The 22007-nt window shown below is 66.2% G+C and carries 26 protein-coding genes; 10 read left to right on the plus strand and 16 right to left on the minus strand.

All coding sequences use genetic code 11. The features are described from left to right. Positions 1-83: 83 nt before the first annotated feature. The gene (locus EAT51_RS07475; protein ID WP_012202383.1) at positions 84-776 is read left to right on the plus strand and encodes a heavy metal response regulator transcription factor; all 693 of its coding nucleotides are present in this window, start codon (positions 84-86) and stop codon (positions 774-776) included. Next, positions 748-2181, plus strand: a complete 1434-nt coding sequence (locus EAT51_RS07480; protein ID WP_012202384.1) for a heavy metal sensor histidine kinase — start codon at positions 748-750, stop codon at positions 2179-2181. Before EAT51_RS07475 ends, EAT51_RS07480 begins: the two co-directional genes overlap by 29 nt. A gap of 75 nt (positions 2182-2256) precedes the next feature. Here the strand turns inward: EAT51_RS07480 and EAT51_RS07485 are convergent, their stop codons facing one another. From EAT51_RS07485 to EAT51_RS07535, 9 genes are all read right to left on the minus strand, one after another. Then, positions 2257-4239, minus strand: a complete 1983-nt coding sequence (locus EAT51_RS07485; protein WP_130561446.1) for a relaxase/mobilization nuclease domain-containing protein — start codon at positions 4237-4239, stop codon at positions 2257-2259. Between the two features lie 460 nt (positions 4240-4699). Beyond that, positions 4700-5296 carry a S26 family signal peptidase gene (locus tag EAT51_RS07495; protein ID WP_057386259.1) on the minus strand — a complete coding sequence of 199 codons (597 nt, stop codon included), beginning with the start codon at positions 5294-5296 and terminating at the stop codon, positions 4700-4702. Continuing rightward, positions 5293-5826 carry a DUF2840 domain-containing protein gene (locus EAT51_RS07500; protein ID WP_130561447.1) on the minus strand — a complete coding sequence of 178 codons (534 nt, stop codon included), beginning with the start codon at positions 5824-5826 and terminating at the stop codon, positions 5293-5295. Before EAT51_RS07500 ends, EAT51_RS07495 begins: the two co-directional genes overlap by 4 nt. After that, a complete protein-coding gene (locus EAT51_RS07505) occupies positions 5823-6107 on the minus strand; it encodes a hypothetical protein (protein ID WP_057380615.1) in 285 nt (94 codons plus the stop codon). The genes EAT51_RS07500 and EAT51_RS07505 overlap by 4 nt, the downstream gene beginning before the upstream one ends. Beyond that, on the minus strand, positions 6104-6742 hold the full coding sequence (gene parA / locus EAT51_RS07510; protein ID WP_013517157.1) for a ParA family partition ATPase: 639 nt from the start codon (positions 6740-6742) through the stop codon (positions 6104-6106). Before parA ends, EAT51_RS07505 begins: the two co-directional genes overlap by 4 nt. 253 nt (positions 6743-6995) lie before the next feature. Then, positions 6996-7853, minus strand: coding sequence for a replication initiator protein A (locus EAT51_RS07520; protein ID WP_015014850.1), 858 nt, complete (start codon positions 7851-7853; stop codon positions 6996-6998). Positions 7854-7879: 26 nt separating this feature from the next. Beyond that, complete coding sequence (locus tag EAT51_RS07525; RefSeq protein WP_013721771.1) at positions 7880-8161, minus strand: helix-turn-helix transcriptional regulator; 282 nt, start codon at positions 8159-8161, stop codon at positions 7880-7882. 84 nt (positions 8162-8245) lie between these two features. Next, positions 8246-9010, minus strand: coding sequence for a DUF2285 domain-containing protein (locus tag EAT51_RS07530; protein ID WP_057380590.1), 765 nt, complete (start codon positions 9008-9010; stop codon positions 8246-8248). A 308-nt stretch (positions 9011-9318) separates the two neighbouring features. Further along, positions 9319-9669, minus strand: a complete 351-nt coding sequence (locus EAT51_RS07535) for a DUF2958 domain-containing protein (RefSeq protein ID WP_057380591.1) — start codon at positions 9667-9669, stop codon at positions 9319-9321. A gap of 240 nt (positions 9670-9909) precedes the next feature. Here EAT51_RS07535 and EAT51_RS07540 point away from each other — a divergent pair, with 240 nt between their 5' ends. Continuing rightward, positions 9910-10215 (plus strand): helix-turn-helix domain-containing protein, encoded by a 306-nt coding sequence (locus EAT51_RS07540; RefSeq protein WP_041110964.1) that lies wholly within the window; start codon positions 9910-9912, stop codon positions 10213-10215. Between the two features lie 63 nt (positions 10216-10278). Here the strand turns inward: EAT51_RS07540 and EAT51_RS07545 are convergent, their stop codons facing one another. Further along, complete coding sequence (locus EAT51_RS07545; protein ID WP_057380592.1) at positions 10279-10593, minus strand: DUF736 domain-containing protein; 315 nt, start codon at positions 10591-10593, stop codon at positions 10279-10281. Between the two features lie 816 nt (positions 10594-11409). Here EAT51_RS07545 and EAT51_RS07550 point away from each other — a divergent pair. Continuing rightward, positions 11410-11928: a GNAT family N-acetyltransferase gene (locus tag EAT51_RS07550; protein WP_130561448.1), complete on the plus strand. Its 519-nt coding sequence runs from the start codon at positions 11410-11412 to the stop codon at positions 11926-11928. Positions 11929-12059: 131 nt separating this feature from the next. On the opposite strand, the gene EAT51_RS07555 is transcribed toward EAT51_RS07550, so the two are convergent. The 6 genes from EAT51_RS07555 to radC form a co-directional block, all read right to left on the minus strand. Further along, positions 12060-12269, minus strand: coding sequence for a hypothetical protein (locus tag EAT51_RS07555; RefSeq protein ID WP_057380594.1), 210 nt, complete (start codon positions 12267-12269; stop codon positions 12060-12062). A gap of 62 nt (positions 12270-12331) precedes the next feature. Further along, positions 12332-14380 carry a ParB/RepB/Spo0J family partition protein gene (locus EAT51_RS07560; RefSeq protein WP_130561449.1) on the minus strand — a complete coding sequence of 683 codons (2049 nt, stop codon included), beginning with the start codon at positions 14378-14380 and terminating at the stop codon, positions 12332-12334. A 78-nt stretch (positions 14381-14458) separates the two neighbouring features. Then, complete coding sequence (locus tag EAT51_RS07565) at positions 14459-15283, minus strand: DUF932 domain-containing protein (protein WP_057386264.1); 825 nt, start codon at positions 15281-15283, stop codon at positions 14459-14461. 708 nt (positions 15284-15991) lie between these two features. Then, positions 15992-16270, minus strand: a complete 279-nt coding sequence (locus EAT51_RS07575) for a hypothetical protein (protein WP_057386265.1) — start codon at positions 16268-16270, stop codon at positions 15992-15994. Positions 16271-16342: 72 nt separating this feature from the next. Next, complete coding sequence (locus tag EAT51_RS07580; RefSeq protein WP_130561451.1) at positions 16343-16693, minus strand: DUF2958 domain-containing protein; 351 nt, start codon at positions 16691-16693, stop codon at positions 16343-16345. A gap of 295 nt (positions 16694-16988) precedes the next feature. Next, on the minus strand, positions 16989-17495 hold the full coding sequence (gene radC, locus EAT51_RS07585) for a RadC family protein (RefSeq protein WP_130561452.1): 507 nt from the start codon (positions 17493-17495) through the stop codon (positions 16989-16991). Between the two features lie 364 nt (positions 17496-17859). On the opposite strand from radC, the gene EAT51_RS07590 reads away from it, so the two are divergent. The 6 genes from EAT51_RS07590 to arsC are packed head-to-tail and all read left to right on the plus strand — an operon-like array spanning position 17860 to position 21971. Beyond that, positions 17860-18207: an ArsR/SmtB family transcription factor gene (locus EAT51_RS07590; RefSeq protein WP_425478572.1), complete on the plus strand. Its 348-nt coding sequence runs from the start codon at positions 17860-17862 to the stop codon at positions 18205-18207. 12 nt (positions 18208-18219) lie between these two features. Next, on the plus strand, positions 18220-18672 hold the full coding sequence (locus EAT51_RS07595) for an ArsI/CadI family heavy metal resistance metalloenzyme (RefSeq protein WP_057380596.1): 453 nt from the start codon (positions 18220-18222) through the stop codon (positions 18670-18672). Positions 18673-18684: 12 nt separating this feature from the next. After that, the gene (locus EAT51_RS07600) at positions 18685-19182 is read left to right on the plus strand and encodes an arsenate reductase ArsC (protein WP_057380597.1); all 498 of its coding nucleotides are present in this window, start codon (positions 18685-18687) and stop codon (positions 19180-19182) included. A gap of 58 nt (positions 19183-19240) precedes the next feature. Then, a complete protein-coding gene (arsB, locus tag EAT51_RS07605; protein WP_425478575.1) occupies positions 19241-20275 on the plus strand; it encodes an ACR3 family arsenite efflux transporter in 1035 nt (344 codons plus the stop codon). Between the two features lie 8 nt (positions 20276-20283). Next, the gene (locus EAT51_RS07610; RefSeq protein ID WP_057380599.1) at positions 20284-21579 is read left to right on the plus strand and encodes a hypothetical protein; all 1296 of its coding nucleotides are present in this window, start codon (positions 20284-20286) and stop codon (positions 21577-21579) included. Further along, positions 21576-21971, plus strand: coding sequence for an arsenate reductase (glutaredoxin) (arsC, locus tag EAT51_RS07615; protein WP_057380600.1), 396 nt, complete (start codon positions 21576-21578; stop codon positions 21969-21971). The genes EAT51_RS07610 and arsC overlap by 4 nt, the downstream gene beginning before the upstream one ends. The last annotated feature ends 36 nt before the right edge of the window (positions 21972-22007 follow it).

A 22007-nucleotide genomic window follows, 5' to 3' on the forward strand; every position in this document is an offset into this window, starting at 1 on the left:
TTACATTGCCCCTAAGAAGCAAATGAATGGGGCATCGTGGGCGGCAAAATTCCTTACGCCGCAGCGATTTCATGGGGCATGCGATGAAGCTGTTGGTCGTTGAAGACGAGAACAAGACGGCGGATTACGTCCGCCAAGGTCTCATGGAGGCAGGGTTCGTCGTGGATCTGGCGCGTAACGGATTGGACGGACACCACTTGGCCATGAGCGAGACCTACGATTTGGTGGTCTTGGATGTCATGCTGCCGGATGTCGATGGCTGGCGCATCGTGCGTTCGCTGCGAGATGCTGGCAAACAAGTCCCTGTGCTATTTCTAACCGCACGTGGCAGCGTAGATGACCGCGTCAAGGGGTTGGAACTGGGGGCAGACGACTATCTCGTCAAGCCGTTCGCGTTCTCGGAATTGCTGGCGCGGGTGCGGACGCTGCTGCGACGCGGAAGCGCTCCGAGCCAGCCTGATCGCATCCAAGTTGCCGATTTGGTGCTGGACTTGCCGCGCCGACGTGCAACGCGCGCTGGTCAGCGCATCAATCTCACCAGCAAGGAGTTCGCGTTGCTCGAACTGCTGGCACGCCGACAGGGTGAAGTTCTGCCGCGTTCGTTGATTGCGTCTCAGGTGTGGGACATGAATTTCGACAGCGACAGCAACGTCATTGATGTGGCCATCCGTCGTCTGCGCGCAAAGATCGACGATGCGTTCAATCCAAAGCTCATCCACACTGTACGTGGCATGGGATACACGCTCGATGCGCCTGATGATGACCTCGCGCCATAAGCCACGGCGAAGCCGTCCCGCGTCGCTTGCATTGAGGGTCACGGCCCTGGTTGGCATTGCCACTACCTTGGTATTTCTAGCGTTCAACTGGGTTGTCGTTAGATCCCTGGAGCACCACTTTGCCCAACAGGACGCCCATGAACTGGACGCAGTGGTCACGGCCTTGGCAGAGCCGTTGCGACAGATCGCTAATGACATGGACAAAGATGAGTTGCGGCAGCATTTAGCCAATGCAGTGGCAGGACATCATGGGATGACCTATGGTGTCTATGATCGGCCGGGCAATACCATCTATGCCACGCCGGGTCCTGACCTGTCGAAACTTGCCAGCAGCAAAAAGTTGGTCAACCGCATCACCGCCGACGATTTGACGGTGTGGCAAGAGAATCAGAGGTCTTATCGAGGTGTGGCGCTACAACTGCCTGCCGACGATTCGGCGGCACCTGGCTACCGCATCGTCGCTGCCATGGACATCGGCTTTCATCTCGATTTCTTGGCAGAGTTCAAGCGCATGCTCTGGTGGGCGACCTGCCTTGTTCTCTGCATTGCGCTCGGGGTGGCTTGGCTGGCCGTGCAATGGGGCCACCTTCCAATCCGCAAGGTCAACGAGGAGATTCGCACGATCCGCTCTTCAAAGCTAGATGTGAGACTTGATCCTCTGGACGTACCTATAGAACTGGCTGAACTTGTGGTCGCCTTCAACGACATGCTGGCCAGAATCGAGGAAGGGTTTGTCCGCCTGTCGCACTTTTCCGCCGACATTGCGCACGAGTTGCGTACACCCGTTACCAACCTGATTACGCAGTCCCATGTGGCGCTCGGGCAACCCCGCAGTGCAGAGGAATATCGGGAGATCCTCTACTCCAACTTGGAGGAGTTTGATCGCATGAGTCGCATGATCGGCGACATGTTGTTTCTAGCTCAAACGGAAAATGACCCTCGAAATCTCCGCCTCGGCGAAATCGACTTGGCTGAGTTGATCCGAGGTTTGTTTGACTACTTCGAGGCATTAGCTGAAGACCGCAACATCACACTTTACGCAAAGGGTGCTGCCGAACCAATACGGGCGGATCGTGAGATGTTGCTGCGGGCGCTCAACAATCTTCTTTCCAACGCAATCCGTCATACTCCCTATGGGTCGCGTATTACAGTCGCTTTGGCGCAAGATGAGCGATGGACAACGATAAGTGTCGAAAATCCGGGCGAGCGAATTTCGGAGGCTGATCTGCCGAAGTTATTCGATCGCTTTTTCCGAGTAGATCCTGCCCGCCAACGAAAGAACGCAGGTGCAGGGCTAGGGCTGGCCATCGTCAAATCAATTGCCGAAGCTCATGGTGGACATGTGCAGGCAACGTCCAGCGATACAGCGACTAAATTTGATCTAACGCTGCCTCGCATCGCTTAGTTGGCCTCTCGCCATTGCGGGAGAATGCAGATCGTGGATGGGCGCAGTTTCGACTCGTCGGAAGCAGGTTGCTCGTCAGATGATGGACATGCCTTTCTGCCGTCCAATCTCCCATGACACACCGCCGCCGCGTACAGTGGCAGCAAGTTGCTGACCTAGCCGTTGCTCGATCACTGGTTTCCACGGCACTAGGCTGAATCCCATGCCGTCATCGAGCATCGCGTAGCGCCCGCTGGCGAGCATGACGCTGCGCCGGTAGATGCCGGCCACGCGCTGCCCATCGGCCACCGGGCGATGCTCCAGGCCGGTTTCGCCGGCAATGTCCTTCGCGGCTTGTGCCAGTTCCCGGTTGCGCAGCGTGCCCAGCAGGTTGCGCGCCAGGATCACGCGCTGCCCGCGCCGCTCGGCCAGCCCCTGTTCGGCAAGGAAGTCGGCGCGTTTCTGCAATGCCTCCTTGACCTCGCCGCCAAAGCCCAGGTCCCCCAGGCCCGAGCCGCCGCCGATCAACTGCTGGTCGAGCCAGGTGGCCCCGATCACGCGCGCCTGCCGCTCGATGGGCAGGTGCGATTTCAGCTCTACAGCCACGCCGCCCAGGCGCTGCGCGTCGTACTGGCGACCGCGCTCGGCCAGGTCGCCCGGCACCTTCCATAGCCCCTCGGCCACGCGCTCCACGATGCCGCCGCGGCGCAAGGCTTCGAGCCGGCGGACATGGGCGGCGACGACTTCCTGCGGATCACGGCCCGGCATGGCCTGACCCTGTGCGATGGCGAGGTGGTGGTCGGTGCGGTACAGGCCATCGCTCGCCAGAGCGGCGATGTTCCTGTCGGCCGCGCGCACGTCGGCCGATCCCTTCACCTCCACCACGGCGCCGGTGGGATAGTTCGCCAGCTCGTCGCGGGCGTTGAGCGCGACGTAGTGGGCCTTGCCGTCCACCCCGTCGATGACCAGATAGCCCCGGTCGCGCAGCTCGTCGGCCAGCCCCTTCGCAGCCACGCGGCCGAGGATGGTTCGGCCATCGTCGCCCGGCTCGAACACCGCCAGCTCGCGCGGTTCGCCGCGCATGGCTCGCTGCATGGTGCGGATGATGTCGCCGCGCTCGCCCAGGGTGCGCAGCGTCTTTTCGGCATCCGCATGGACGGCCCAGGTGCCCGGCTGCGTCTCGTCGGCGAGGCCCATGCGCTGCAAGCGTGGCAGGCGGCCGATCAGCAGCAGGCGCTGGCGTTGCAGCCGCGGTTCGTTGAACCGTTCGACATGCACCAGGCCATCGTCGCCCAGTTCGCGTTTGAGCGTGCGATCCAGGCTCGTCCATCGCTCCTGATCCACTTCACGCTGCAAGGTCTGCTGGATCTCCAGCTCGGTGCGTGGCCCCAGCCATTCGGTCGCCAGCTCGGACGCGCGATGCCGGAAGCCATCGGCGATGTAGTCGCCCGCGATGATGAGGTCTTTGCCCGTGTCGTCCCGTCCGCGCACGATCAAGTGGGTGTGCGGGTTGTCGGTGTTCCAGTGATCGACCGCCACCCATTCCAGCCGTGTGCCCAGGTCGGCTTCCATGCGGCCCATGAGATGCCGCGTGTAGGTGCGCAGGTCGTCCAGTTCCGCGCCATCCTCCGGCGAGAGGATGAAGCGGAAATGGTGCCGGTCGTCGGCGCAGCGTTCCTTGAAGGCGTCGAGGTCGGCAGCATCGGTCTGCGGCCCATAGGCTTGGCCTGGCTCGCCATCGCGGCCGGCGCCGTCGCGCTCGATGTAGCGCAGGTGCTTGGCGAGCGACTGCGGACTGGCCCGCTGCTGATTGACCAGCAGCGTCTTGATGGTCACGCGCCGCGACATGGGCGTGAGCTTCGCGCCCGCGAAGCGCGCCGCCGTGTGGCCGCGTCCCAGCCGCGAGCCGGGCCGCTGGCCGATGCCGGCGCCCTTGCCACTGCCGCCAGGACGGCGCACCGCCGACTTGCCGCTGCTGGCCTTTCCTGCCTGCTTGAGCACCTTGGAAACGAAGCCCTGGCCCCGGTTCTTCGGGGCGCTGGGGCGAATGCGGAAATCGTCATCGCGGCGGTTGGTCATGGCTGGGCTCCCTGCAAGCTCTGGCGTGTCCGGGCGTGCGAAGCACGTGGACATGACTGCATCGGCGCGGGCTTCGCGCCCCAAGCGGCACGGCGGCAAAGCCGCTCCGTGCCGCGCCACCCCCACGTGCAGACAGGCTTTCGACGCGGCCCGGTGCCGCGTCCTTTTGTCTTGCCTTCCGCCTTTGCCCCTCGCTGGCGCTCCGGGCCGCGGCGGCCCGGCGGCGCTGCTGCGCGAGCAGCCAGCGCGCCGGCGAACGCGCGAACCAGCGCGGTGAGGGCCGCAGGTCGGGCGCGTTCGAGGCAAGACGCCTGCACGTGGGACGGCTGCGCCGAAGGCAGCGCGAAGTGCGGCGCGGATGCGCTCGCACTGCACGCGCGACAGCATGGCGACGGACAGCAGAACGACACGCCCGATGGCACGATGAAATGCACGGCAACGTGCAGCGAGTCGGCGGCCATCATGGGCGAGACTCCAGCCAGACCGGATGCGCGACGCCGATCACGGCGGATGCGCTGACCGGCCCGAAATACCGGCTGTCGAACGACGCCGGGTTGGTCACACTGAGCAGGAACAGTTCGCCAGCTTCAAGGCGACGGCACTGCTGCCAGGATGGCAGCGGCCGGCCCCAGCGGTCGGCGGGCAGCGCGGCGGCCGAAGGCACGCCGTCGATGCGGACGATGCGGCCAGTGATGCACACCTCCTGCGGCGCGATGGCGCCCACGCGCTTGAGCAGCGGGACGCGCGCCGGCAGGTAGCCGCGCTGCGCGGCCAGCGCGGCAGCGTCTGGCGGCAGCGTGGTCAGGACGATGCTGCCCACGGACAAGGGGCGTGGCAGCGAGCCGGGCTTACGGCCCAGCGGATCGACGCGATACCAGCCGACCGCCACGCTGTCGGACGGGTTGTAGATCAGGCGCGGCAGCGGATGCACGAAGGACGCCCAAGCCAGCGCAGCGAGGCCCCAGGCGGACAGGCTCGCCAGCACGAGGCGAGCGCGCAAACGTGCGCGGGGCGCGCGAGGACGCGGCTCGGTGCCGGCAGGGGAAACGGCGGTCATGGCAGCGCCCTCCCGGTCAGCCAGGCGGCGTGTCGCTCGGCGGTGTATTCGGGCAACGGCAGGCGCGCGGCGAGCCGGTTGGCGAGCGTGCGCCAGTACGCGGGCGACGCTCCGATAGGCGCGATGCCCAGCGCCTCGATGGGGTCGATGCGCTCCAGCACGGCGCGCACCTGGTTCTCCCCTTCGGCGTGCAGCAGCAGGCGCGCGCCAGGCTGCACGCCGGGGATGCGCTGCGCCGCATCGAACGGCGTGCAAGCCTGCATCACCATGAGCTGCCAGCGGATCGTGCCGTAGTCGTTGGCCTGCCAGCGGATGCGGCACAACATGGCGCCCGGCAGGAACACCGCGCAGCGACGGCTGCGGTCGAGTTGGTGCGTGCGCGCAGGTTCACCGAAGCGCAGGTAGAGCTTGAAGCGCGGTTCGATGTAGGCCAGTGCCACGCGCGTCAGCGGCGCGCTGGCAAGCTGGCCGGAAGGTGCTGCGAGCGCAGCCGTGGCCGCGCCAGCGGCAGGCGAAGCGGATGCGGTCATGGGGTGTTCTCCCTGCGGTGTTCTGGAAACTCGCGCTCCAGCAAGCCGCGCAGCAGGTCGGAGACGGTCACGCCTTGCGTGAAGGCCGACACTTTGATGCGCGCCCGCATCGCGGGCGTGATGTCGAGCGTGAGGCGGGCCGTGTAGAGGTCGCCCTTGCCCAGCGCATCGGCGTCGCCCTGGCGAATCCACGCCTCGGCGTGCGGATTCGCGGGCGGACGCGCGCCGATGCCGACGCGCTTGACCGAGCGTTTGCCGTTCGGTGGCGGCTTTGCGGTCATGGCGTCCACCGCAACAGTTCGTCCACCAGCGCGGTGATTTCGCGCGCGGCGGCGCTGTCCGGCGCCGTCTCGCGTGCAAGCCGTCCAGCGGCCACGCTGTCGGCGAACACGATGCGTTGATGCACTTCCGCGCGCAGCGCAGGAAGCGGCTGGTCGGCGAGTGCCTGGCGCGCTTCGCGTCCGATCACGGTGGTACTGACGCGCCGATTGATGACGAAGGCCGCGCGCAGCGCAGGCCGAAACACCTGCGCTTCGCGGATCAGCGCCACCATCTCCGCGCTGGCCCACAGGTCGTAGGGGCTGGGCTGCACCGGAATCAGCACGCGCTCGGCCGCCAGCAGCGCGGAGCGCGCCAAGGCGGCGATCCTGGGCGGCCCGTCGATGACGACGTGATCGGCCCGCCTGGCGAGTTCTGGCGCCTCCTGATGCAGCGTTTCGCGTGCGAGGCCCACGGCGCTGAACAGCCTTGGCAAGCCTTGCTGGCTTCTGCGCTGCGTCCAGTCCAGCGATGAGCCTTGCGGGTCGGCATCCAGCAGCACGACGTGCTGGCCGCGCATCGCCAACTCTCCAGCGATGTGCGTGGCGAGCGTGGTCTTGCCCACGCCGCCTTTCTGGTTGAGCAGAGCAACGATCATGGCGCGGCCCTCCGTGTTGGAAAGCCGGGCTGTTGCCGCTGCGCGTCGTGCCGCGTGGCGGTTGTCCACCGTGGCGCGGCGCTTCTACTACCAGTTAGAGGTTTTAAGTTAGGGAAGTTAGAGGGGCCGCAAACCCGCGCCGTTATTGGCTTTGCGGCCGATTCGTACTCCTGATAGCACGATAGCCGTACTCCCGATAGCACGATACCTCGTACTCCTGATAGCACGAGCCCGTCCACAAGTTGCGCACCGTTTATCCCCGTGCCGTGTATGGCACGGGCCGAAAGGTCAGCAGCTCGGCGCCGTTGTCCGGCATCCGCTCGATGCCCAGGGCGTAGCCCGGCAGCGACTGCCGCGCGACCAGCGTGCGCAGGTCGTAGGCGAAGTCCGAGAAGCGCGTAGCGCTGCCCGATTTCCGATACAGGTGTCGGAAATCGAACTGCCAGCCGCCCGGCTGTCGGCCACCGTGCTTGCGCACCAGCCGGTACAGCCAGCGCTCGATGCCGCCCGTCAGCCGGAAATACGCCGGGTCGATGGTCAGCACCAGGGCGGCGTCCATGACGCCGGCATAGAACCAGTCCGGCAAGATCAGCTCCAGCCCCAAGGGCGTGCCCTTGGCATCGGCCAGTTCCTTCCACTCGTTGATCCACGAGAAGCGATGCAGGCGCCGTCCGGTCGTCTCGCGGATCGACGTGGCCACCGTGGTCGATTGCAGCCGGTCGAGGGCGGCCTTGAGGCGCTGGTAGTCGCGCAGCGACGTACCGCGCCCGATGAACCGCAGGATCTCGTAGGGCGTGGCCTGCATCAGCCGCGACGAGCGGAAGCCCGCGTCGCGGGCTTCCACGATCTGCGAGGCCGCCCATATCAGCACGTCCGCGTCCCAAATCGTGGCGATGCCATGCTCGGCCGTGCCTTCCACGCGGATCGTGACGTTCCCCGCCCGGAAGTCGATCGGCGCGACGCGCCGCGACTTCGCCAGCGAGAAGAACGGAAAGGCCATCAAGTCCTGGCTGTCGCGCGGCGCCATGTCGCCGGGCAAGGCGCGGAACAGGTCGAGCTGTTCGCGCTCTTGCAACGGCCGCTGCCGGGACGGCAGCGCAGGGCTGGACATGGCGATGGCCTCCCGCGCTCCAGTGGTCAGCGCGCACGGCTGTCGGCCGAGTGGTGCTCGGCGTATTCGGGATCGGAAGTCGTCTCGAAGCTGCGGTCGGCGGCCCAGGCATCGAGGTCGGCCACGGCGTACATGACGCGCCGGCCGAACTTGCGAAAGCGCGGGCCGCCGCCGATCACGCGCTGCTTTTCCAGCGTGCGCGGCGACAGGCGCAGGTATTCGGCGGCTTCGTCGTTGGTCAGATAGCGTTGGGGCTGCGCGGCAGCAGTTGAGACAGCGGCGGCAGGCCGCAAAGGAGCGGGACGCATGAGATGAACCTCCATCGGTTGCAAAGCTCCGGCCACACAGCGCAACCGGATGGAAGCCAGTCTCAGAAAACGAAGCTGCTCTGCTCAGGGACGTTTTGCGTCTCCATCAAAACGTCCCTTCTCAAGCGGCGACAGTTGTGCTAGGCGGCGGTAGCCGCCGCGCATCAACGCATCGCCGCGCCGCACCAGGCGGCGCACGCGGGCACGCAGATCGCCATCGGCGTGCCAGTCGGCAGCCACGGCATCGGCGCCGAACAGACCTTCGGCCACGTCGCGCAAGGACGCACCCGCCAGGGTCGCGTCGAGCGCCTGCAAGGTGTGCAGTTCCAGCAGCGCGGCAGGTGTCGGCCTACGTCTGGCATCGGCCAGTGCCGCGCCGAACACATGACCGCGCGCAGGCGCGGCAGCGCCGCCGCGGTGGGCATAGGCGACGGCCATGCCGTCTTCGAGCCCAGCCGCCAGCGCAAAGCGCAGGCAATGGCGTGGACTGCGCGCGATCAGCGCCAGTTTCTTGCCGTCGTGGAACAGTTGCTTTTGGCCGGGGATGCGCCAGAACGCGAAGGATTCGGCATCCACGGGCGGATCGGCATCGGGGTAGAGTTGCACCACGGCAGCGTGGCCGGGTAGCCAGGCTGGATGCGCGTCGCGCGCATCCAGGGCTGGGTCTTCCAGCAGGCGCAAGCCCCAGCGATGCGCTGCTTCACGCCGGCGATGACGGCGCAGCCAGTCGAGCCGGTAGTCTGGATGCCTGCGCAGGTACTCCCAGGCGAGCGCGAGCGCATCCAGCCAAAAGACATACAGGTATGCGGCAGTGGGATACCAATGCGCGAGGTGATGAGGATTGACCATGACGCCTCCTCCTGCGAACAGGACTCGCCGCCACGGAAGAGCTACGCGCTACATCGCCTTCGTCGGAACGTCAGGGGTGAAAACAGCGGATGGGGCTATCAAGACCGATTGGCTCCGATGTGTTGCGGTATTCGTCTCAATGCTGCGGCGGCAGCGCCCCGACCGAGGGCACCGCACAAGCCAGCCTGCCGCAGCCCGCGTCAAGCATCCTGTCTATTTGGATCAGATTGGTAGGGCTTCGCCGCAAGAATCTCGATTGAGACCTACCCGGTATGACACCAGACTGAAAAAGTCACAGTAGGCCGTATTCAGTCCGGGATCGCTCCGTCGCGCTCGGCCAGCCGGGTGTATTCCGACAGCGTGCGCGTGGGGCGGAAATAGAGGTCGCGCATCACGGGCTGCTGGCGCGGCCCGACGATGCCAGCCAGGTCGGATAGCTTGACGGTGCCCTGCGCCGGCATCCCGATTCCCAGGTCGATGAGGCCCCAGGCGGTGTCGCCATCGGCGGGATCGAGCGCGGCCAGCAGCCAGGTCACATGCGCGTCCGGCGTGAACAGCCGCACCACGGGCACGGGGTCGATGGCCCGGCCAGCGGCGCGGGCCGCGCCGTTGGCGAGCAGTTGCGCGCGCTCCGGGGCGGTGGCGAGTGGCTGGGGCATGGTCGGCAATCCCACAAATCCAATGATGCACGGATGCGGTTTCACGCCCAAGCGCAGAACCGCCGAACCGGATTTACGCCTTCGTGCGCAAGCACGGATGCGCCTGCGTGGCTTTGCTGGAATCCGCCGATGCGGATTTCCGTAAAGGCACAAAAACGTAGAGCACCAAATGAACACTATAGATTGTAGTCCTATAGGGCGCAATGGGCTGTCATCTTGGTTTTTCGAGGGAAACCATAGGTGGCGGCTGGGAACTCATTGGCGAAGGCGTTGAAGATAGTTAGAAAGGCGCGTGGCTTGAGCCAGGAAGCCTTCTCTGACGTGTCCAGCCGCACCTATATGAGCACCCTCGAACGCGACCTCAAAAGCCCGACCCTGCACAAGCTGGCCGAGCTGTGCGAGGTGATGGAGATTCACCCGCTCACGCTGCTGACGCTCGCCTACGCGGGCGACAGCCCGCACAAGGCCGACGAGCTGCTGGCGCAGGTGCGCCAGGAGCTGGAGGCGGTGTTGAAGGAACGCGACGCGGCGAAGCCGCGCGCGTGACGTGGTGATGTGCTGCGAACAGCAGCACAGTGCCCCGCCGCGATGGGCGGGGCGCTGCGGCGGTTACGCCGCCTGGGGCTTGCTGCGCGACCAGATCAGGTCGTGCGTGCCGTCCTCGCCTTCGATCAGGCGGGCATAGACCGGAGCCGGGAACGAAGGATCGTCGAGGGTCACGGACTTGTATTCCCGCCCGGCCTCGCTGGTCTTGTTCCACGCCGCGCCGATGTCGTGGCCGGCGGCCTGGAGGCGGAAGTCGGGGGCGTTCTCGCTGCTGCCCTTGTCGTTGGGAACCAGCTTGACCTTGACGTTGAGCGTCAGGGTGCGAAGCGTGCCGGTGAAGCCCTCTTTGTCGGTGGTGAAGGTGCCGATGTTGGCCATGATGCTTTCTCCTTTCGGTTGAACAAGGTTCGCGCCCATCGCGTCCTTGTTGTGATCCGGCCGGCGAGGGACGGGCGGGCTGCACCGCTTGCGGTCGCAACGCAGTGGAGAACCGGAAGGCGAAAAGAATTTGCTGCGCGAGGAAGCCGCGCAGCGGCGGGGAAATTGTTTTCGCCGGACGGTTGCAGCCATGAAGCCCGAGGCGCAGCCGCGCCCCCGCCAGGATTCACAACGAGACAAGGACGCCTTGGGCCGAACCGCTCCGAAAGGAGATGGGGCCGACTCGGCATCCCCGCCCGAAGGCTTCCCCGGTGCGCTTCCTGACGCGGGACAGGTCAACCACCCGACGACAGGCGAGAACGCCCCTGCCGCACCTTGCGGTGCCGGTCTTGAGGCGTGGCGTGGAAGCTCCATAGCGATGCCGGGCGGGTTGTCCGTGAACCGTCCTTCGTGACGTGATGGGCAGGAGCCGCCAGCGTTGAGGACGGCACGCACCTGCACAACCTGTCGCAGCAAGCGCCAGCGTGTTCGCCAGTGCCCCGCCCATCGCGGCGGGGCGCTGGTCGGGCCGATCCGGCGCAGCCGGTTCGGCCGCATCGAGGGGCGCCAAGCTGCGCGCGGCGGGGATAGCCCGCAGGGCTTTCCCTTGGAGGCAAGCGAAGCGCGCAGCGCCGCAGGCGCGAAGGCGTAAGGGATTGAAGCCGAATGGCCGTGATTCGGCACGAAGCACGGGGCGCAGCCCGAAAGCCCGGCGGCGCTGCGCGCCGACACGCCCAAGCCGTTCTATATTTTCAGGAAGGAATCCAAGACAAGCCCATGACCCTCCAGCTACGACACGAAGCCCCGGACGACATCGCTGCCATCGAAGCCGTCACGACGGCCGCTTTCGCCGATGCGCCTCACACCAGCCACACCGAGCAATTCATCGTGCGTGCCTTGCGTGCAGCCAATGAACTGACGCTTTCCATCGTGGCCGAGGAACATGGGCAGATCGTCGGCCACGTCGCATTGTCCCTCGTCACGATCACCGACGACCAAGGGCGAAAGGCGGATGGCTGGTACGAGTTGGGGCCGATCTCCGTCTTGCCGCAAAGGCAAGGGCACGGCATCGGCTCGCGCCTGATGGAACAGGCGCTGTCTGAACTGCGGGCGATGCGGGCCGCTGGTTGTGTGCTGCTGGGCGATCCCGCGTACTACGGGCGCTTTGGTTTTCAGGCCCATGCGGGCCTGCAACTGCCGGGCGTGCCGCCCGGCTACTTTATTGCGCTGGCCCTGCATGGGCCAGCGCCGGAAGGCATCGCGCGCTACAGCGATGCCTTCAACGCCGCCGCCTGAGCCACCGCGAAGGCGGCGGCGTTCTGATTCGACTGTTGGCCTTGAACACCGGGCGCGGCCACTGCCGCGCCCGGATTTTTGCGTTTCACCGCGCCCAGGACGGAACGGCCTGGGCGCGGTACTGAACGCGGTTAATCCTTCGTCTCGATGAGCCACCACACGGCACGCGGCAAGGCGCGGCCCGTGATGGGGTGAATGTCGGTGAGGTCTGCGCGGGCCGACCAGCCCGAGGGCGGGCGGTAGCCGCGCACGTCGCCGTCGCCGTGCCAGCGGCGGACGCGCACCGTGCCGGGGGCGTAGATCGCCGCCATGCGCGGGCGGCTGGTGGTGGTGCGGGTCATGGGGGCTTCTCCTTGCAGCGAAGCGCCCCGGTCGAGGCCGGGGCGCTTGCCTTCGGCGCGGGTCAAGCGGCCAGCGCCTCTGCGGGTTCATCCGCCACGGCATCGGCATCCTCCGGGGCGTCCTGCGCCTGCGTTTCCGCCGGCGCAGCTTCCGGGCCTTCGGCCTTGAAGATGGCGGGCATCCAGCCCGTGCCATCGGCCAGCCGTTCGGCTTCGCTGGCAATGTCGGCCTTCTTCAACTTCGCCAGTCGGGTGACGGATTCCGGTGCAAACGCGGCCACGGCATCCAGAATCACGGCCTTGGAAATGTGCTTGAAGTAGCCTTCTGCGGTCGGCTTCCACCATGCGGCCATGTCGAGGCCCACGGCCTGCGCCAGTTCCTCGCCGGGTTGCTGCACCGTGGCGCGAGGCGTCACCACGTCCACCGTGGAAGCCACGCACACGGCCAGCAGCCGCACCAGTTCGTCTTGCGATTTCGCCAGCAGCACGGCGAACAGTTCGGCGCTGTCCTCCGGCAAGGCTTCACCGGCCACCTGTTGCAGTTCGCGCAGCGCCACGGCGGCGGGCGATTCCGGCCAGTCCGGGGCCATGCCTTCCAGTCGGTATTGCGTCGTGAGGCGCACGCCGAGCGGCAGGCCATCGCCGTAGGCGTCGGGCTGCAAGACGGTCTGCACCATGCCATGCACCAGCGCGGCCAGCGCGACGTGCGGATGCCGTGCGACTTCGATTTGCAGCGCCGCCGTGCGGTGGGCGCTCAACCGCTGCGCCAGCCGGTCGGACAGGCTCGCGGCTTTGGGCGCGTCGTCGGCGTCCTCGTGCTCGTCGTTGGCGGCTTCGCCTTCGGCACTGCCGAAACCGCGCCGCAGCTTTTCCAGCGTGCGCAGCGCCTTGGCCTCGGCTTCGCGCAGCAGGCCGCGATGAATGACGGCCTCGCCGTTGCGGTCGATGGTGACGATGGCACCGGCCACCTCGCGCACCTCGGGGGCATAGCCCTGCAAGGCATCCTCCGCGTCTTGCAGTTCCCCGACCACCTGATCGCGCCGCTGTTCCAGCTTCTCGGCCTTGGCCTCGTCCTCGGCGTCGCAGGCTTCTTCCAGTTCGGCGTCGATCTTTTCGAGGCGGGTTTCCAGCGAGGCGATGCGGCGGGCTTCGCGGGTGGTCGGCTCGCGACGATGGCGCGGGGCGTTCTGGAACGCCTGCCGTTCCTCGTAGGCCAGATGCGGCACGGCCTCCACCCATGCCCACCCCTCGGCGCGCACGTCCTCGGCCAGCGTTGCAAGCTTGTCGCGCACCAGCGTTTCCAGCACTGCGGTATCGGTGAGGTAGGTTCCGGCATCGCCTTCTGCGAACAGGTCGCGGCGGATGCCACCGCCTGCCTGCTGGTAGGTATCCAGCCCGACGAAGCGCACCAGCGCGTGCGTGGCGTCGATTTCGCGCTCGGTCAGGCGCTCGCGCAGCTTGGACGGGCTGCGCTGCCATTCCGGCGCACCATAGAACGCGGCTTCCTGCGCGGCGTGGTCGTCGGTGATGGTCAAGGCCATCAACTGTTCCAGCGTCACACCACCGGCCCGGTAGTCGGCCATCAGGCGCGGCGATACGTTCGCCAGCTTCAAGCGGCGCTGCACCACCAGCGGGGACACGCCGAAGTCGGCGGCAATGTCTTCGACGGGCCGGCCTTCCTTGACCAGCGCGGCGAAGGCCGCGAACTGGTCGGCGGGGTGCATGTTCTCGCGCTGCACGTTCTCCGCGAGGCTGACGGTGCGCGCGGACGCATCGGCCACCAGCAGGCACGGCACTTCGTAGTCGGCGGGGATGCGCTTCTTCTTCGCCAGCAGCTTCAAGGCGGTCAGGCGGCGGTCGCCTGCCACCACTTCGTAAGCCTCGCCATCGGTGGAAAGGATGACGATCAGGTTTTGCAGCAGGCCGATGCGGGCAATGCTCGCGGCCAGTTCGGGGATGGACTGGCGCGGGGTCGTGCGGACGTTGCGCTTGGAGCGGCGCGGCAACAGTTGCGACAGCGGAACCAAGATCAGGTTCTTGGTCGGGTCTGCCACTTCCAGCGGTGCGGCGGCTTCGATGGCGACGGTTTCGGTTTTGAGTACGGCGTTCATGGTGATAACTCCTTGCGGTTGGGATGCAGCAGCGAGAGAAGCGGCAAGGGCTGCTGCCTGCCCCTGCCGCGTGGGGATTCAGGCTTTCAACTGGCGCAGGCCATCGGCCAGCAGCCACAGGGCGCGATTGAGGCGCACGCTTTGGTCGATGCCCTGTACGGGCCGGGTGGTCTGGCGGCGGCCATTCGCGGCGCGGGCGGACAGGCCGCCTTTGGTCAAGTTCTCCTGCGTGCGGTTGAACACGCTCCACAGGTCGCGGCGGTCGTCGTCGTGGCGGCGCGGCATCAGGATTTGCGATTCCGTGATGGGCGCGGGCTTGTCCTCGTCGTACTTCAACGCCAGCGCAGCGCGGGCGAACACTTCCGATTCCCCGGCGTCGAGCGTGATGGCGCGCATAGCATCGCGGGATTCCTGCGCCCGGTCGAAGCCGTGCAGGACTTCGTAAGCGCCTTCGATGACGTGTCCGGCTACGTCGCCCTTGTGCGGCACGCGCACGTCGGCCACGGTGTCGCCGCAGACAAGCCCATTGCTGCAAACGAAGCGGAACATCCCGGCCAGCATCTGATAGCTGCTGGTGCCGTCATGGGAGTTCAGCAGGATGATTTCGTTGGCCTCGCGGCCGTTGATCTGGCTGGCGTGGCGCAGCCGGATCATGTGCTTGGTGTAGTCGCGGCGGTCGTCGTGGCGCACGCGGGTCTGCGTCACCATGAAAGGCTCGAAGCCTTCCCCGCGCAGTTCTTGCAACACCGTGGCAGTGGGGATGTAGCTGTACCGCTCGGAGCGGCTTTCGTGCGGGGCGTCCGCGAAGATGGACGGGGCCACGGCCCGGATTTGGTCGTCGGACAAGGGGCGTTCCGAACGCAGCATCGGGGAACGGGAAGCGAAGCGGGATGCGAGTTGCATGGCATTTCTCCTGACAAAGAAAAAAGGTTTGCTGTTCACCGCACACCGGATTCCTAGATTCGGAGCCCAGCCTTTCGGCTGTTTGGTGCGGTCGGCACGAGGAACCCGGTTGGCCCTGTTGCCACCGTCTTTCCTGAGTTCATCGCCCGCGACGGTCAGGAGCGCGCGAACGAGGGCCGTCAAGGAGGCAAGCGCAGGGTTGGTGCGGCCCGCAGGCGCAGCCGAGGACACGGCCCTGCGCGCCTTGACGGCACACGGCCGCGGGCTACAGTCGCGGACAAGGTGATGAAGTCAGGGGAGACGGCTGGACATGGCAACGGCCCTCCAACACGCTGACCGCACGGCAAGCGAAGCGCGCAGGCCCGAAGCTGGAAGCCGGGCCGGAGGCGTCAGCCGAGCGGAGCGAGGGAACGATGGAAGCCCGGAAGGGGCGAGACGCCGCAGGCGGCTCGATGCGCAGCGCGCACGACAGCGCGACCGGCCATGTTTCTTGGCCGGGGACGCACAGCCTTCAATGCTCGATGCACAAGCTCATGCGCCGGTCATGGGGAAGCGTGTTCGACAGCGACTGCTGCGGTCTGGCCGATCCGGCGCAGCCGGTTCGGCGGTCTTTGAGGGGCGCCAAGCACCGCGCGGCGGGGATAGCCCGCAGGGCTTTCCCCTGGAGGCAAGCAAAGCGCGCAGCGCCCCGCAAGGGGCGCGTAGGCATCACGCCGAGTCGTCAGGGCGCAGGCTGGATTCCAATACCGGCATCCACGGCGATGACGAGTCCAGCAGGTAGCGCGCACCGCGCGCGTACAGACCCGACAGCCCGGTGGGCTGGTAGAACCCGGTGACGCGGCGGCGGAACTGTGCGCCGTACTCGTTGGTGTAGATCACCGCGTCGCCGATCTTGAAGCGCAAGGGCTGGCCGTTCTCCGGCGCGAACGGTTTGAGCGCATCGTGCTGCGCGGTGATTTCGATGATGTAGTCGTGATGGCTGCTCATGGCATGGATCTCCTTCGATGGTCGAGAAAGCACAAAGCACAAGGAGCGCCTTGCGGCGCTCCCAAGGCCAGGTCAGACAGCGATCCGCCCGGCCAGCCGCGCATCGCGCGCATAGACGCTCAACCGCTTCTCGGCGCGGAAAGACAGGTCGCGCTCGATCGGCAGGCCCAGCCCGCCGCGCACCGTCGCCAGCTCGCCCAGGCTGACCCAGCCGATTTCCGGCGCCCCCAGGCCCAGGTCGCAAAGACCAAAGGCGTGGTCGTGGTCGTCGGGATCAATCTCGGTCAGCAGCCAGGTCGCGCCGGCGTCCGGCGTGAACAGCTTGACCACGGGGGCCGGATCGAAGTCCGGGTTCTCCAACGATTCGCGGCCGTTGGCCAGCAGCACGACGCGCTGCTCGTCAGTAATGAGTGCGTTGTTCATGGTGAACTCCTGAAAGGATGCCGGGCGGAATTGCCCGACCCTTCCGGGGCACGGCGCAGCGCAAGCAGTCAGGGGTCGCAGACGGCCGCCAGGACGCAAGCGCGCATGGCGCGCATGGCGCGCGCCGCCCTTGACGGCGAGAACGCCGTGGCACGATGAAGGGAACAGCAAGACCGCCTCCCTCGCACCTCCACGCAGTCCCGTTTTCGGCAAGTGCGCAGCACGCGTAGGCCCGCGAGGGCCGGAGTTGCGCCGCCGGGCGCAGCAAAAAAAAGGGGGCCGAAGCCCCCAAGGGTCAAAGCAGGCCGCGCTCGGCGAATGACGTGGTACGGCTTCCCGCGACGATGATGTGATCCAACGTGCGAACGTCCACCAGCGCCAGCGCCTGCCGAAGCTGCGAGGTCAGCGCCTTATCGGCCGCGCTCGGCTCGGGGTTCCCGCTCGGATGGTTGTGCGAAACGATGACCGCCGCCGCATTGAGTCGCAGCGCCTGCTTCACTACCTCGCGCGGATGCACCTCGGCGGCGTCGATCGTGCCGTGGAACATCTCCACGTAGTCGATCAGCCGATGGCGCGTGTCGAGGAACAACACCGCGAAGACTTCGTGCTCGAAGCCGGCCAGCTTGGCGCGCAGGTAGTCCTTCACCGCCTCCGGCGACGTGAACGTCGCGCCACGCTGCATCTTCTGTTCGATGACCTGGCGTGCGGCTTCCAGAATCTGGTCGGCGTCCGCCGGCCGATAGCGCCCACGGCCATCGCGCACCATCAGCGGGGTATCGAGAGAGAGGGTCAGTTGCGACATGATCGTGCTCCGGTTGCTCGGGCGGAATTGCCCGGAACCGGCGCCAGCACGGCGCAGCGCAAGCAGTCAGGGGTCGCAGACGGCCGCCAGGACGCAAGCGCGCATGGCGCGCGCCGCCCTTGACGGCGAGAACGCCGTGATACGGTGAAGGGAACAGCAAGACCGCCCACACCCGCCCACTGCACACAGTCGGCTTTTGGGGCAAGCGGAGCGCGCAGGCCCGAGAGGGCCGGAGGCGTCAGGGGTCAAAGCCGAATGGCCGCGATTCGGCACGAAGCGCGGGGCGTAGCCCGCGAACCCGACGGCGGCACGCCGGGACGCCATGAGGTTCTGTTTGCTAGCTCCTTGCACAATGATTCAATAAATGTTGTATTATCGAACCATGAACGAAGATCAAGCCGTTTCCGCCCTTGGTGCCCTGGCCCATACCCAGCGCCTGCGCGTGTTCCGCGCCCTGGTCGTCGCCGGCCCCGAAGGGCTGACGCCCAGCGTCCTCGCCGACCAGCTCGACGTGGCCCGCAACTCTTTGTCCTTTCACTTGAAGGAACTGGCCCACGCCGGCCTCGTCACCATCGAGCAGCAAGGCCGCAACCTGATCTACCGCGCCGACTTCGCGCAGATGAACAGCCTGCTCGGCTATATGACCGAGCACTGCTGCCAGGGCAGCGCCTGCGAAGTCACCGAGTCCTCCTCCGCCTGCAAGTCCTGCTGAAAGGAAATCCCCATGAAACGCTTTCACGTCCACCTCCACGTCGATGACCTGAACCGCAGCATCGGCTTCTACTCCCAACTGTTCGCTGCACAACCCACGCGCATCGAAGACGACTACGCGAAGTGGATGCTTGAAGACCCGCCAGTCAACTTCGCTGTCTCCACGCGCGGCAGCAAGCCAGGCATCGACCACTTGGGCATCCAGACCGACGATGCCGAGGAACTGGCTGCGCTGAAGGCCCGTGCGCAGGCCGCCGACATGACGCTGCTGGACGAAGGCACTACGACTTGCTGCTACGCGCGCAGCGAGAAGCACTGGATCACCGACCCGCAGGGCGTGGCTTGGGAACACTTCCACACGCTGGGCAACATCCCCGTCTTCAACGAAGCACCCCAGCCCGTACCCGGTGCCGCTGCGGCGTGCTGCGCGCCACGCGCTGCGAAATCGACTACTTCCTGCTGCTGACGCGAGGCGCATATGACGACAGAACCTACCTACAACGCCTTGTTCCTCTGCACGGGCAATTCGGCCCGGTCGATCCTCGCCGAAGGCATCCTCAACGCCTTGGGCCAAGGGCGCTTTCGCGCCTATTCGGCGGGCAGTCATCCGAAAGGCGAAGTGCATCCCTTGGCGCTCGCCACGCTGGAGCGCCTGCACCTGCCGGCGACCGGCTACCGCAGCAAGAGCTGGGACGAGTTCGTGGCGCCGGGTGCGCCGTTGTTCGACTTCATCTTCACCGTCTGCGACAACGCCGCTGGCGAGGCTTGCCCGCTGTGGCCGGGTAAGCCGGTATCGGCCCATTGGGGCGTGCCCGACCCGGCGGCCGTCGACGAAACGGAGGAACAGCAGCGCAAGGCGTTCACGGACGCCGCGATCACCCTGCGCCGGCGCATCGAGCTGTTCCTGTCGCTGCCCCTGAAAAGCCTTGATGCCATGTCCTTGCAGCGCGAGCTGCGCGACATTGGCCACCAGTGAGGCCCGCGCGATGACCGCAGGAACCGATACCGCCGGCCGCGCGCCGGTGGCGCCCGCCATGAGCGTCTTCGAGCGTTACCTGACCGTGTGGGTGCTGCTATGCATCGTCGCCGGCATCGCCCTGGGCCAGCTTGCGCCCGGCGTGTTCCAGGCCATCGGCCGCATGGAAGTGGCCCAGGTCAATCTGCCGGTGGGCCTGCTGATCTGGATCATGGTGATTCCGATGCTGCTCAAGGTGGACTTCGGCGCGCTGGGCCAGGTCAGGCAGCATTGGCGCGGCATCGGCGTCACGCTGTTCGTCAATTGGGCGGTCAAGCCGTTCTCGATGGCGCTGCTGGCGTGGATATTCATCCGTCAGGTCTTCGCCGAATGGCTGCCGGCCGACCAGCTCGACAGCTACGTGGCCGGCCTGATCCTGCTGGCCGCCGCGCCCTGCACGGCGATGGTGTTCGTCTGGAGCCGGCTGACTGGCGGCGATCCGGTGTTCACGCTGTCGCAAGTGGCCTTGAACGACACCATCATGGTTTTCGCCTTCGCGCCCATCGTCGGCCTGCTGCTGGGCCTGTCGGCCATCACGGTGCCGTGGGACACGCTGCTGGTGTCGGTGGTGCTCTACATCGTCATCCCGGTCATCATCGCGCAGCTCTGGCGCCGCGCGCTTCTGCGCCGGGGCCAGGCCGCGTTCGATCGGGCCTTGGAGCGCATCGGCCCGCTGTCCATTGCGGCGCTGCTGCTGACGCTGGTATTGCTGTTCGCTTTCCAGGGCCAGGCCATCCTGCAACAGCCGCTGGTCATCGCCATGTTGGCGGTGCCCATTCTGATCCAAGTGTTCTTCAATTCTGGCCTGGCTTACTGGCTCAACCGCAAGGTGGGCGAGAAGCACAACATCGCCTGTCCTTCGGCGCTGATCGGCGCGAGCAACTTCTTCGAGCTGGCCGTGGCGGCGGCTATCAGCCTGTTCGGCTTCCATTCCGGCGCGGCGCTGGCCACCGTGGTCGGAGTGCTGATCGAGGTGCCGGTGATGCTGCTGGTCGTGCGCGTGGTCAACCGATCGCGCGGTTGGTATGAACGCGAGCAGTCCGCGGCACGATGAAAGCGGCCATGAACCTCGCCGAACAGCTCAATCTTTCCTGTGCATGTCGCACGCTCGATGCAACACGGCTGCACCAAAGCCTGCCCACGTCGCTGGCCGACAGCCATCCCCACTTGTTTTCGGAAACGGCGGTGTTCATCGACATGCCAACCCGCAACGCCATCGCCCAGGCCGTGGCGACGCTGGAGCGTGTCACCTGCCTGCCGGGCTATCGGCAGGCGGTGGTGGAACGCGCGCACGGCACGGACACGCTGGCGCCGGACTTCGGCCCATCTGGCGTGTTCATGGGGTACGACTTCCACCTGGGAGCGGACGGCCCGCGTCTCATCGAGATCAACACCAATGCGGGCGGCGCGCTGCTTAGTGCCGCGCTGGCCGGGGCGCAGAACACCTGCTGCGCGGCGATGGAGCAGTGGCTGGGCCGTGCCGACCTCACGCAAGCCTTCATCGACATGTTCCGCGCCGAATGGCGGGCACAGCGGGGTGTGCAGTCCTGGCGCACGGCGGTCGTGGTCGATGACGATCCGCAGCAGCAGTACCTCGCCCCCGAGTTCGAGCTTGTCCGGCGGCTGTTCGAGCATCATGGCGTCCGGGCTATCGTGGCCGACCCGCGCGAACTCCAATGGCGCGACGGTGCCTTGTGGCACCCGGCGCTTCCCGCCGATTTGCCAATCGACATGGTTTACAACCGGCTCACCGACTTCGACTTGTCGGAGTCTTCGCATGCGGCGCTGCGCAGCGCCTATCAGGTGGGCGCGGTGGTGCTGACGCCGCACCCACGAGCGCACGCTATGCACGCAGACAAGCGCAATCTGATCTGGCTGGGGGATGACGTACAGATGGCCCGCTGGGGTGCCGGCGAGGCCGACCGTGCCGTGCTGCGCGCGGTGGTTCCCGCCGCCCAAGCTGTCCTGCCGGCCAATGCGGAAGTCCTCTGGCGCGAGCGGCGTCAATGGTTCTTCAAGCCGATGGCGGGCTACGGGGGCAAGGCCGCCTATCGGGGCGACAAGCTGACGCGCAAGACATGGGAGCACATCACTGCCGGCGGCTTCGTCGCCCAGGCGCTGGTGCCGCCCAGCGAGCGCATGGTCACAGTCGATGATGTGCCGATGCGGCTCAAAGTGGACATGCGGGCCTATGCCTATCGGGGACGTGTCCTGCTGCTGGCGGCACGCACCTATGCCGGCCAGACCACCAACTTGCGGACGCCCGGCGGCGGGTTCGCGCCCGTGCTGGTTTTGCCATTTGGTGATGCGGCGCAAGCGAACGATTCTTCCATCACGGTTCAGAAGATGCTGGCATGAGTGACATCACGATCTACCACAACCCGGATTGCGGCACGTCGCGCAATACGCTGGCGCTGATCCGCGCCAGCGGCATCGCGCCCACGGTCATCGAGTATCTGAAGACGCCGCCCGACCGCGAAACCCTAAAGGCGCTGATCGCACGGATGGGCATGCACGTGCGGGACGTGCTGCGCGTCAAGGGCACGCCTTACAAGGAACTCGGGCTGGATGCCGTCCATTGGAGCGACGACGAATTGATCGACCAGATGCTGGCGCACCCGATCCTCATCAATCGACCCATCGTGGTTTCGCCCCTGGGCGTGCGCCTGTGCCGCCCCTCGGACATGGTGATCGAACTGCTGCCACAGCGGCCGGCGGGCGAGATTGGGGTTCAGCCGACATACGTGTAAAAATGGCTCACAAGATTGGTTTTCATCCGATGAATC

Source organism: Pseudoxanthomonas winnipegensis (genome assembly GCF_004283755.1).
GTDB classification, from domain to species: domain Bacteria; phylum Pseudomonadota; class Gammaproteobacteria; order Xanthomonadales; family Xanthomonadaceae; genus Pseudoxanthomonas_A; species Pseudoxanthomonas_A winnipegensis.

What these genes read in the sequence shown, in the direction of transcription:
- EAT51_RS07565 (WP_057386264.1), bottom strand. Translation starts at nt 15,283, where the DNA reads ATGCAACTCGCATCCCGCTTCGCTTCCCGTTCCCCGATGCTGCGTTCG.
- EAT51_RS07595 (WP_057380596.1), top strand. Translation starts at nt 18,220, where the DNA reads ATGAAACGCTTTCACGTCCACCTCCACGTCGATGACCTGAACCGCAGC.
- EAT51_RS07530 (WP_057380590.1), bottom strand. Translation starts at nt 9,010, where the DNA reads ATGGTCAATCCTCATCACCTCGCGCATTGGTATCCCACTGCCGCATAC.
- arsB (WP_425478575.1), top strand. Translation starts at nt 19,241, where the DNA reads ATGAGCGTCTTCGAGCGTTACCTGACCGTGTGGGTGCTGCTATGCATC.
- EAT51_RS07555 (WP_057380594.1), bottom strand. Translation starts at nt 12,269, where the DNA reads ATGACCCGCACCACCACCAGCCGCCCGCGCATGGCGGCGATCTACGCC.
- EAT51_RS07560 (WP_130561449.1), bottom strand. Translation starts at nt 14,380, where the DNA reads ATGAACGCCGTACTCAAAACCGAAACCGTCGCCATCGAAGCCGCCGCA.
- radC (WP_130561452.1), bottom strand. Translation starts at nt 17,495, where the DNA reads ATGTCGCAACTGACCCTCTCTCTCGATACCCCGCTGATGGTGCGCGAT.
- EAT51_RS07610 (WP_057380599.1), top strand. Translation starts at nt 20,284, where the DNA reads ATGAACCTCGCCGAACAGCTCAATCTTTCCTGTGCATGTCGCACGCTC.
- EAT51_RS07500 (WP_130561447.1), bottom strand. Translation starts at nt 5,826, where the DNA reads ATGACCGCATCCGCTTCGCCTGCCGCTGGCGCGGCCACGGCTGCGCTC.
- EAT51_RS07505 (WP_057380615.1), bottom strand. Translation starts at nt 6,107, where the DNA reads ATGACCGCAAAGCCGCCACCGAACGGCAAACGCTCGGTCAAGCGCGTC.
- EAT51_RS07575 (WP_057386265.1), bottom strand. Translation starts at nt 16,270, where the DNA reads ATGAGCAGCCATCACGACTACATCATCGAAATCACCGCGCAGCACGAT.
- EAT51_RS07550 (WP_130561448.1), top strand. Translation starts at nt 11,410, where the DNA reads ATGACCCTCCAGCTACGACACGAAGCCCCGGACGACATCGCTGCCATC.
- EAT51_RS07495 (WP_057386259.1), bottom strand. Translation starts at nt 5,296, where the DNA reads ATGACCGCCGTTTCCCCTGCCGGCACCGAGCCGCGTCCTCGCGCGCCC.
- EAT51_RS07525 (WP_013721771.1), bottom strand. Translation starts at nt 8,161, where the DNA reads ATGCGTCCCGCTCCTTTGCGGCCTGCCGCCGCTGTCTCAACTGCTGCC.
- EAT51_RS07485 (WP_130561446.1), bottom strand. Translation starts at nt 4,239, where the DNA reads ATGACCAACCGCCGCGATGACGATTTCCGCATTCGCCCCAGCGCCCCG.
- EAT51_RS07545 (WP_057380592.1), bottom strand. Translation starts at nt 10,593, where the DNA reads ATGGCCAACATCGGCACCTTCACCACCGACAAAGAGGGCTTCACCGGC.
- EAT51_RS07535 (WP_057380591.1), bottom strand. Translation starts at nt 9,669, where the DNA reads ATGCCCCAGCCACTCGCCACCGCCCCGGAGCGCGCGCAACTGCTCGCC.
- EAT51_RS07520 (WP_015014850.1), bottom strand. Translation starts at nt 7,853, where the DNA reads ATGTCCAGCCCTGCGCTGCCGTCCCGGCAGCGGCCGTTGCAAGAGCGC.
- EAT51_RS07580 (WP_130561451.1), bottom strand. Translation starts at nt 16,693, where the DNA reads ATGAACAACGCACTCATTACTGACGAGCAGCGCGTCGTGCTGCTGGCC.
- EAT51_RS07590 (WP_425478572.1), top strand. Translation starts at nt 17,860, where the DNA reads ATGTTGTATTATCGAACCATGAACGAAGATCAAGCCGTTTCCGCCCTT.
- arsC (WP_057380600.1), top strand. Translation starts at nt 21,576, where the DNA reads ATGAGTGACATCACGATCTACCACAACCCGGATTGCGGCACGTCGCGC.
- EAT51_RS07475 (WP_012202383.1), top strand. Translation starts at nt 84, where the DNA reads ATGAAGCTGTTGGTCGTTGAAGACGAGAACAAGACGGCGGATTACGTC.
- EAT51_RS07480 (WP_012202384.1), top strand. Translation starts at nt 748, where the DNA reads ATGCGCCTGATGATGACCTCGCGCCATAAGCCACGGCGAAGCCGTCCC.
- EAT51_RS07600 (WP_057380597.1), top strand. Translation starts at nt 18,685, where the DNA reads ATGACGACAGAACCTACCTACAACGCCTTGTTCCTCTGCACGGGCAAT.
- parA (WP_013517157.1), bottom strand. Translation starts at nt 6,742, where the DNA reads ATGATCGTTGCTCTGCTCAACCAGAAAGGCGGCGTGGGCAAGACCACG.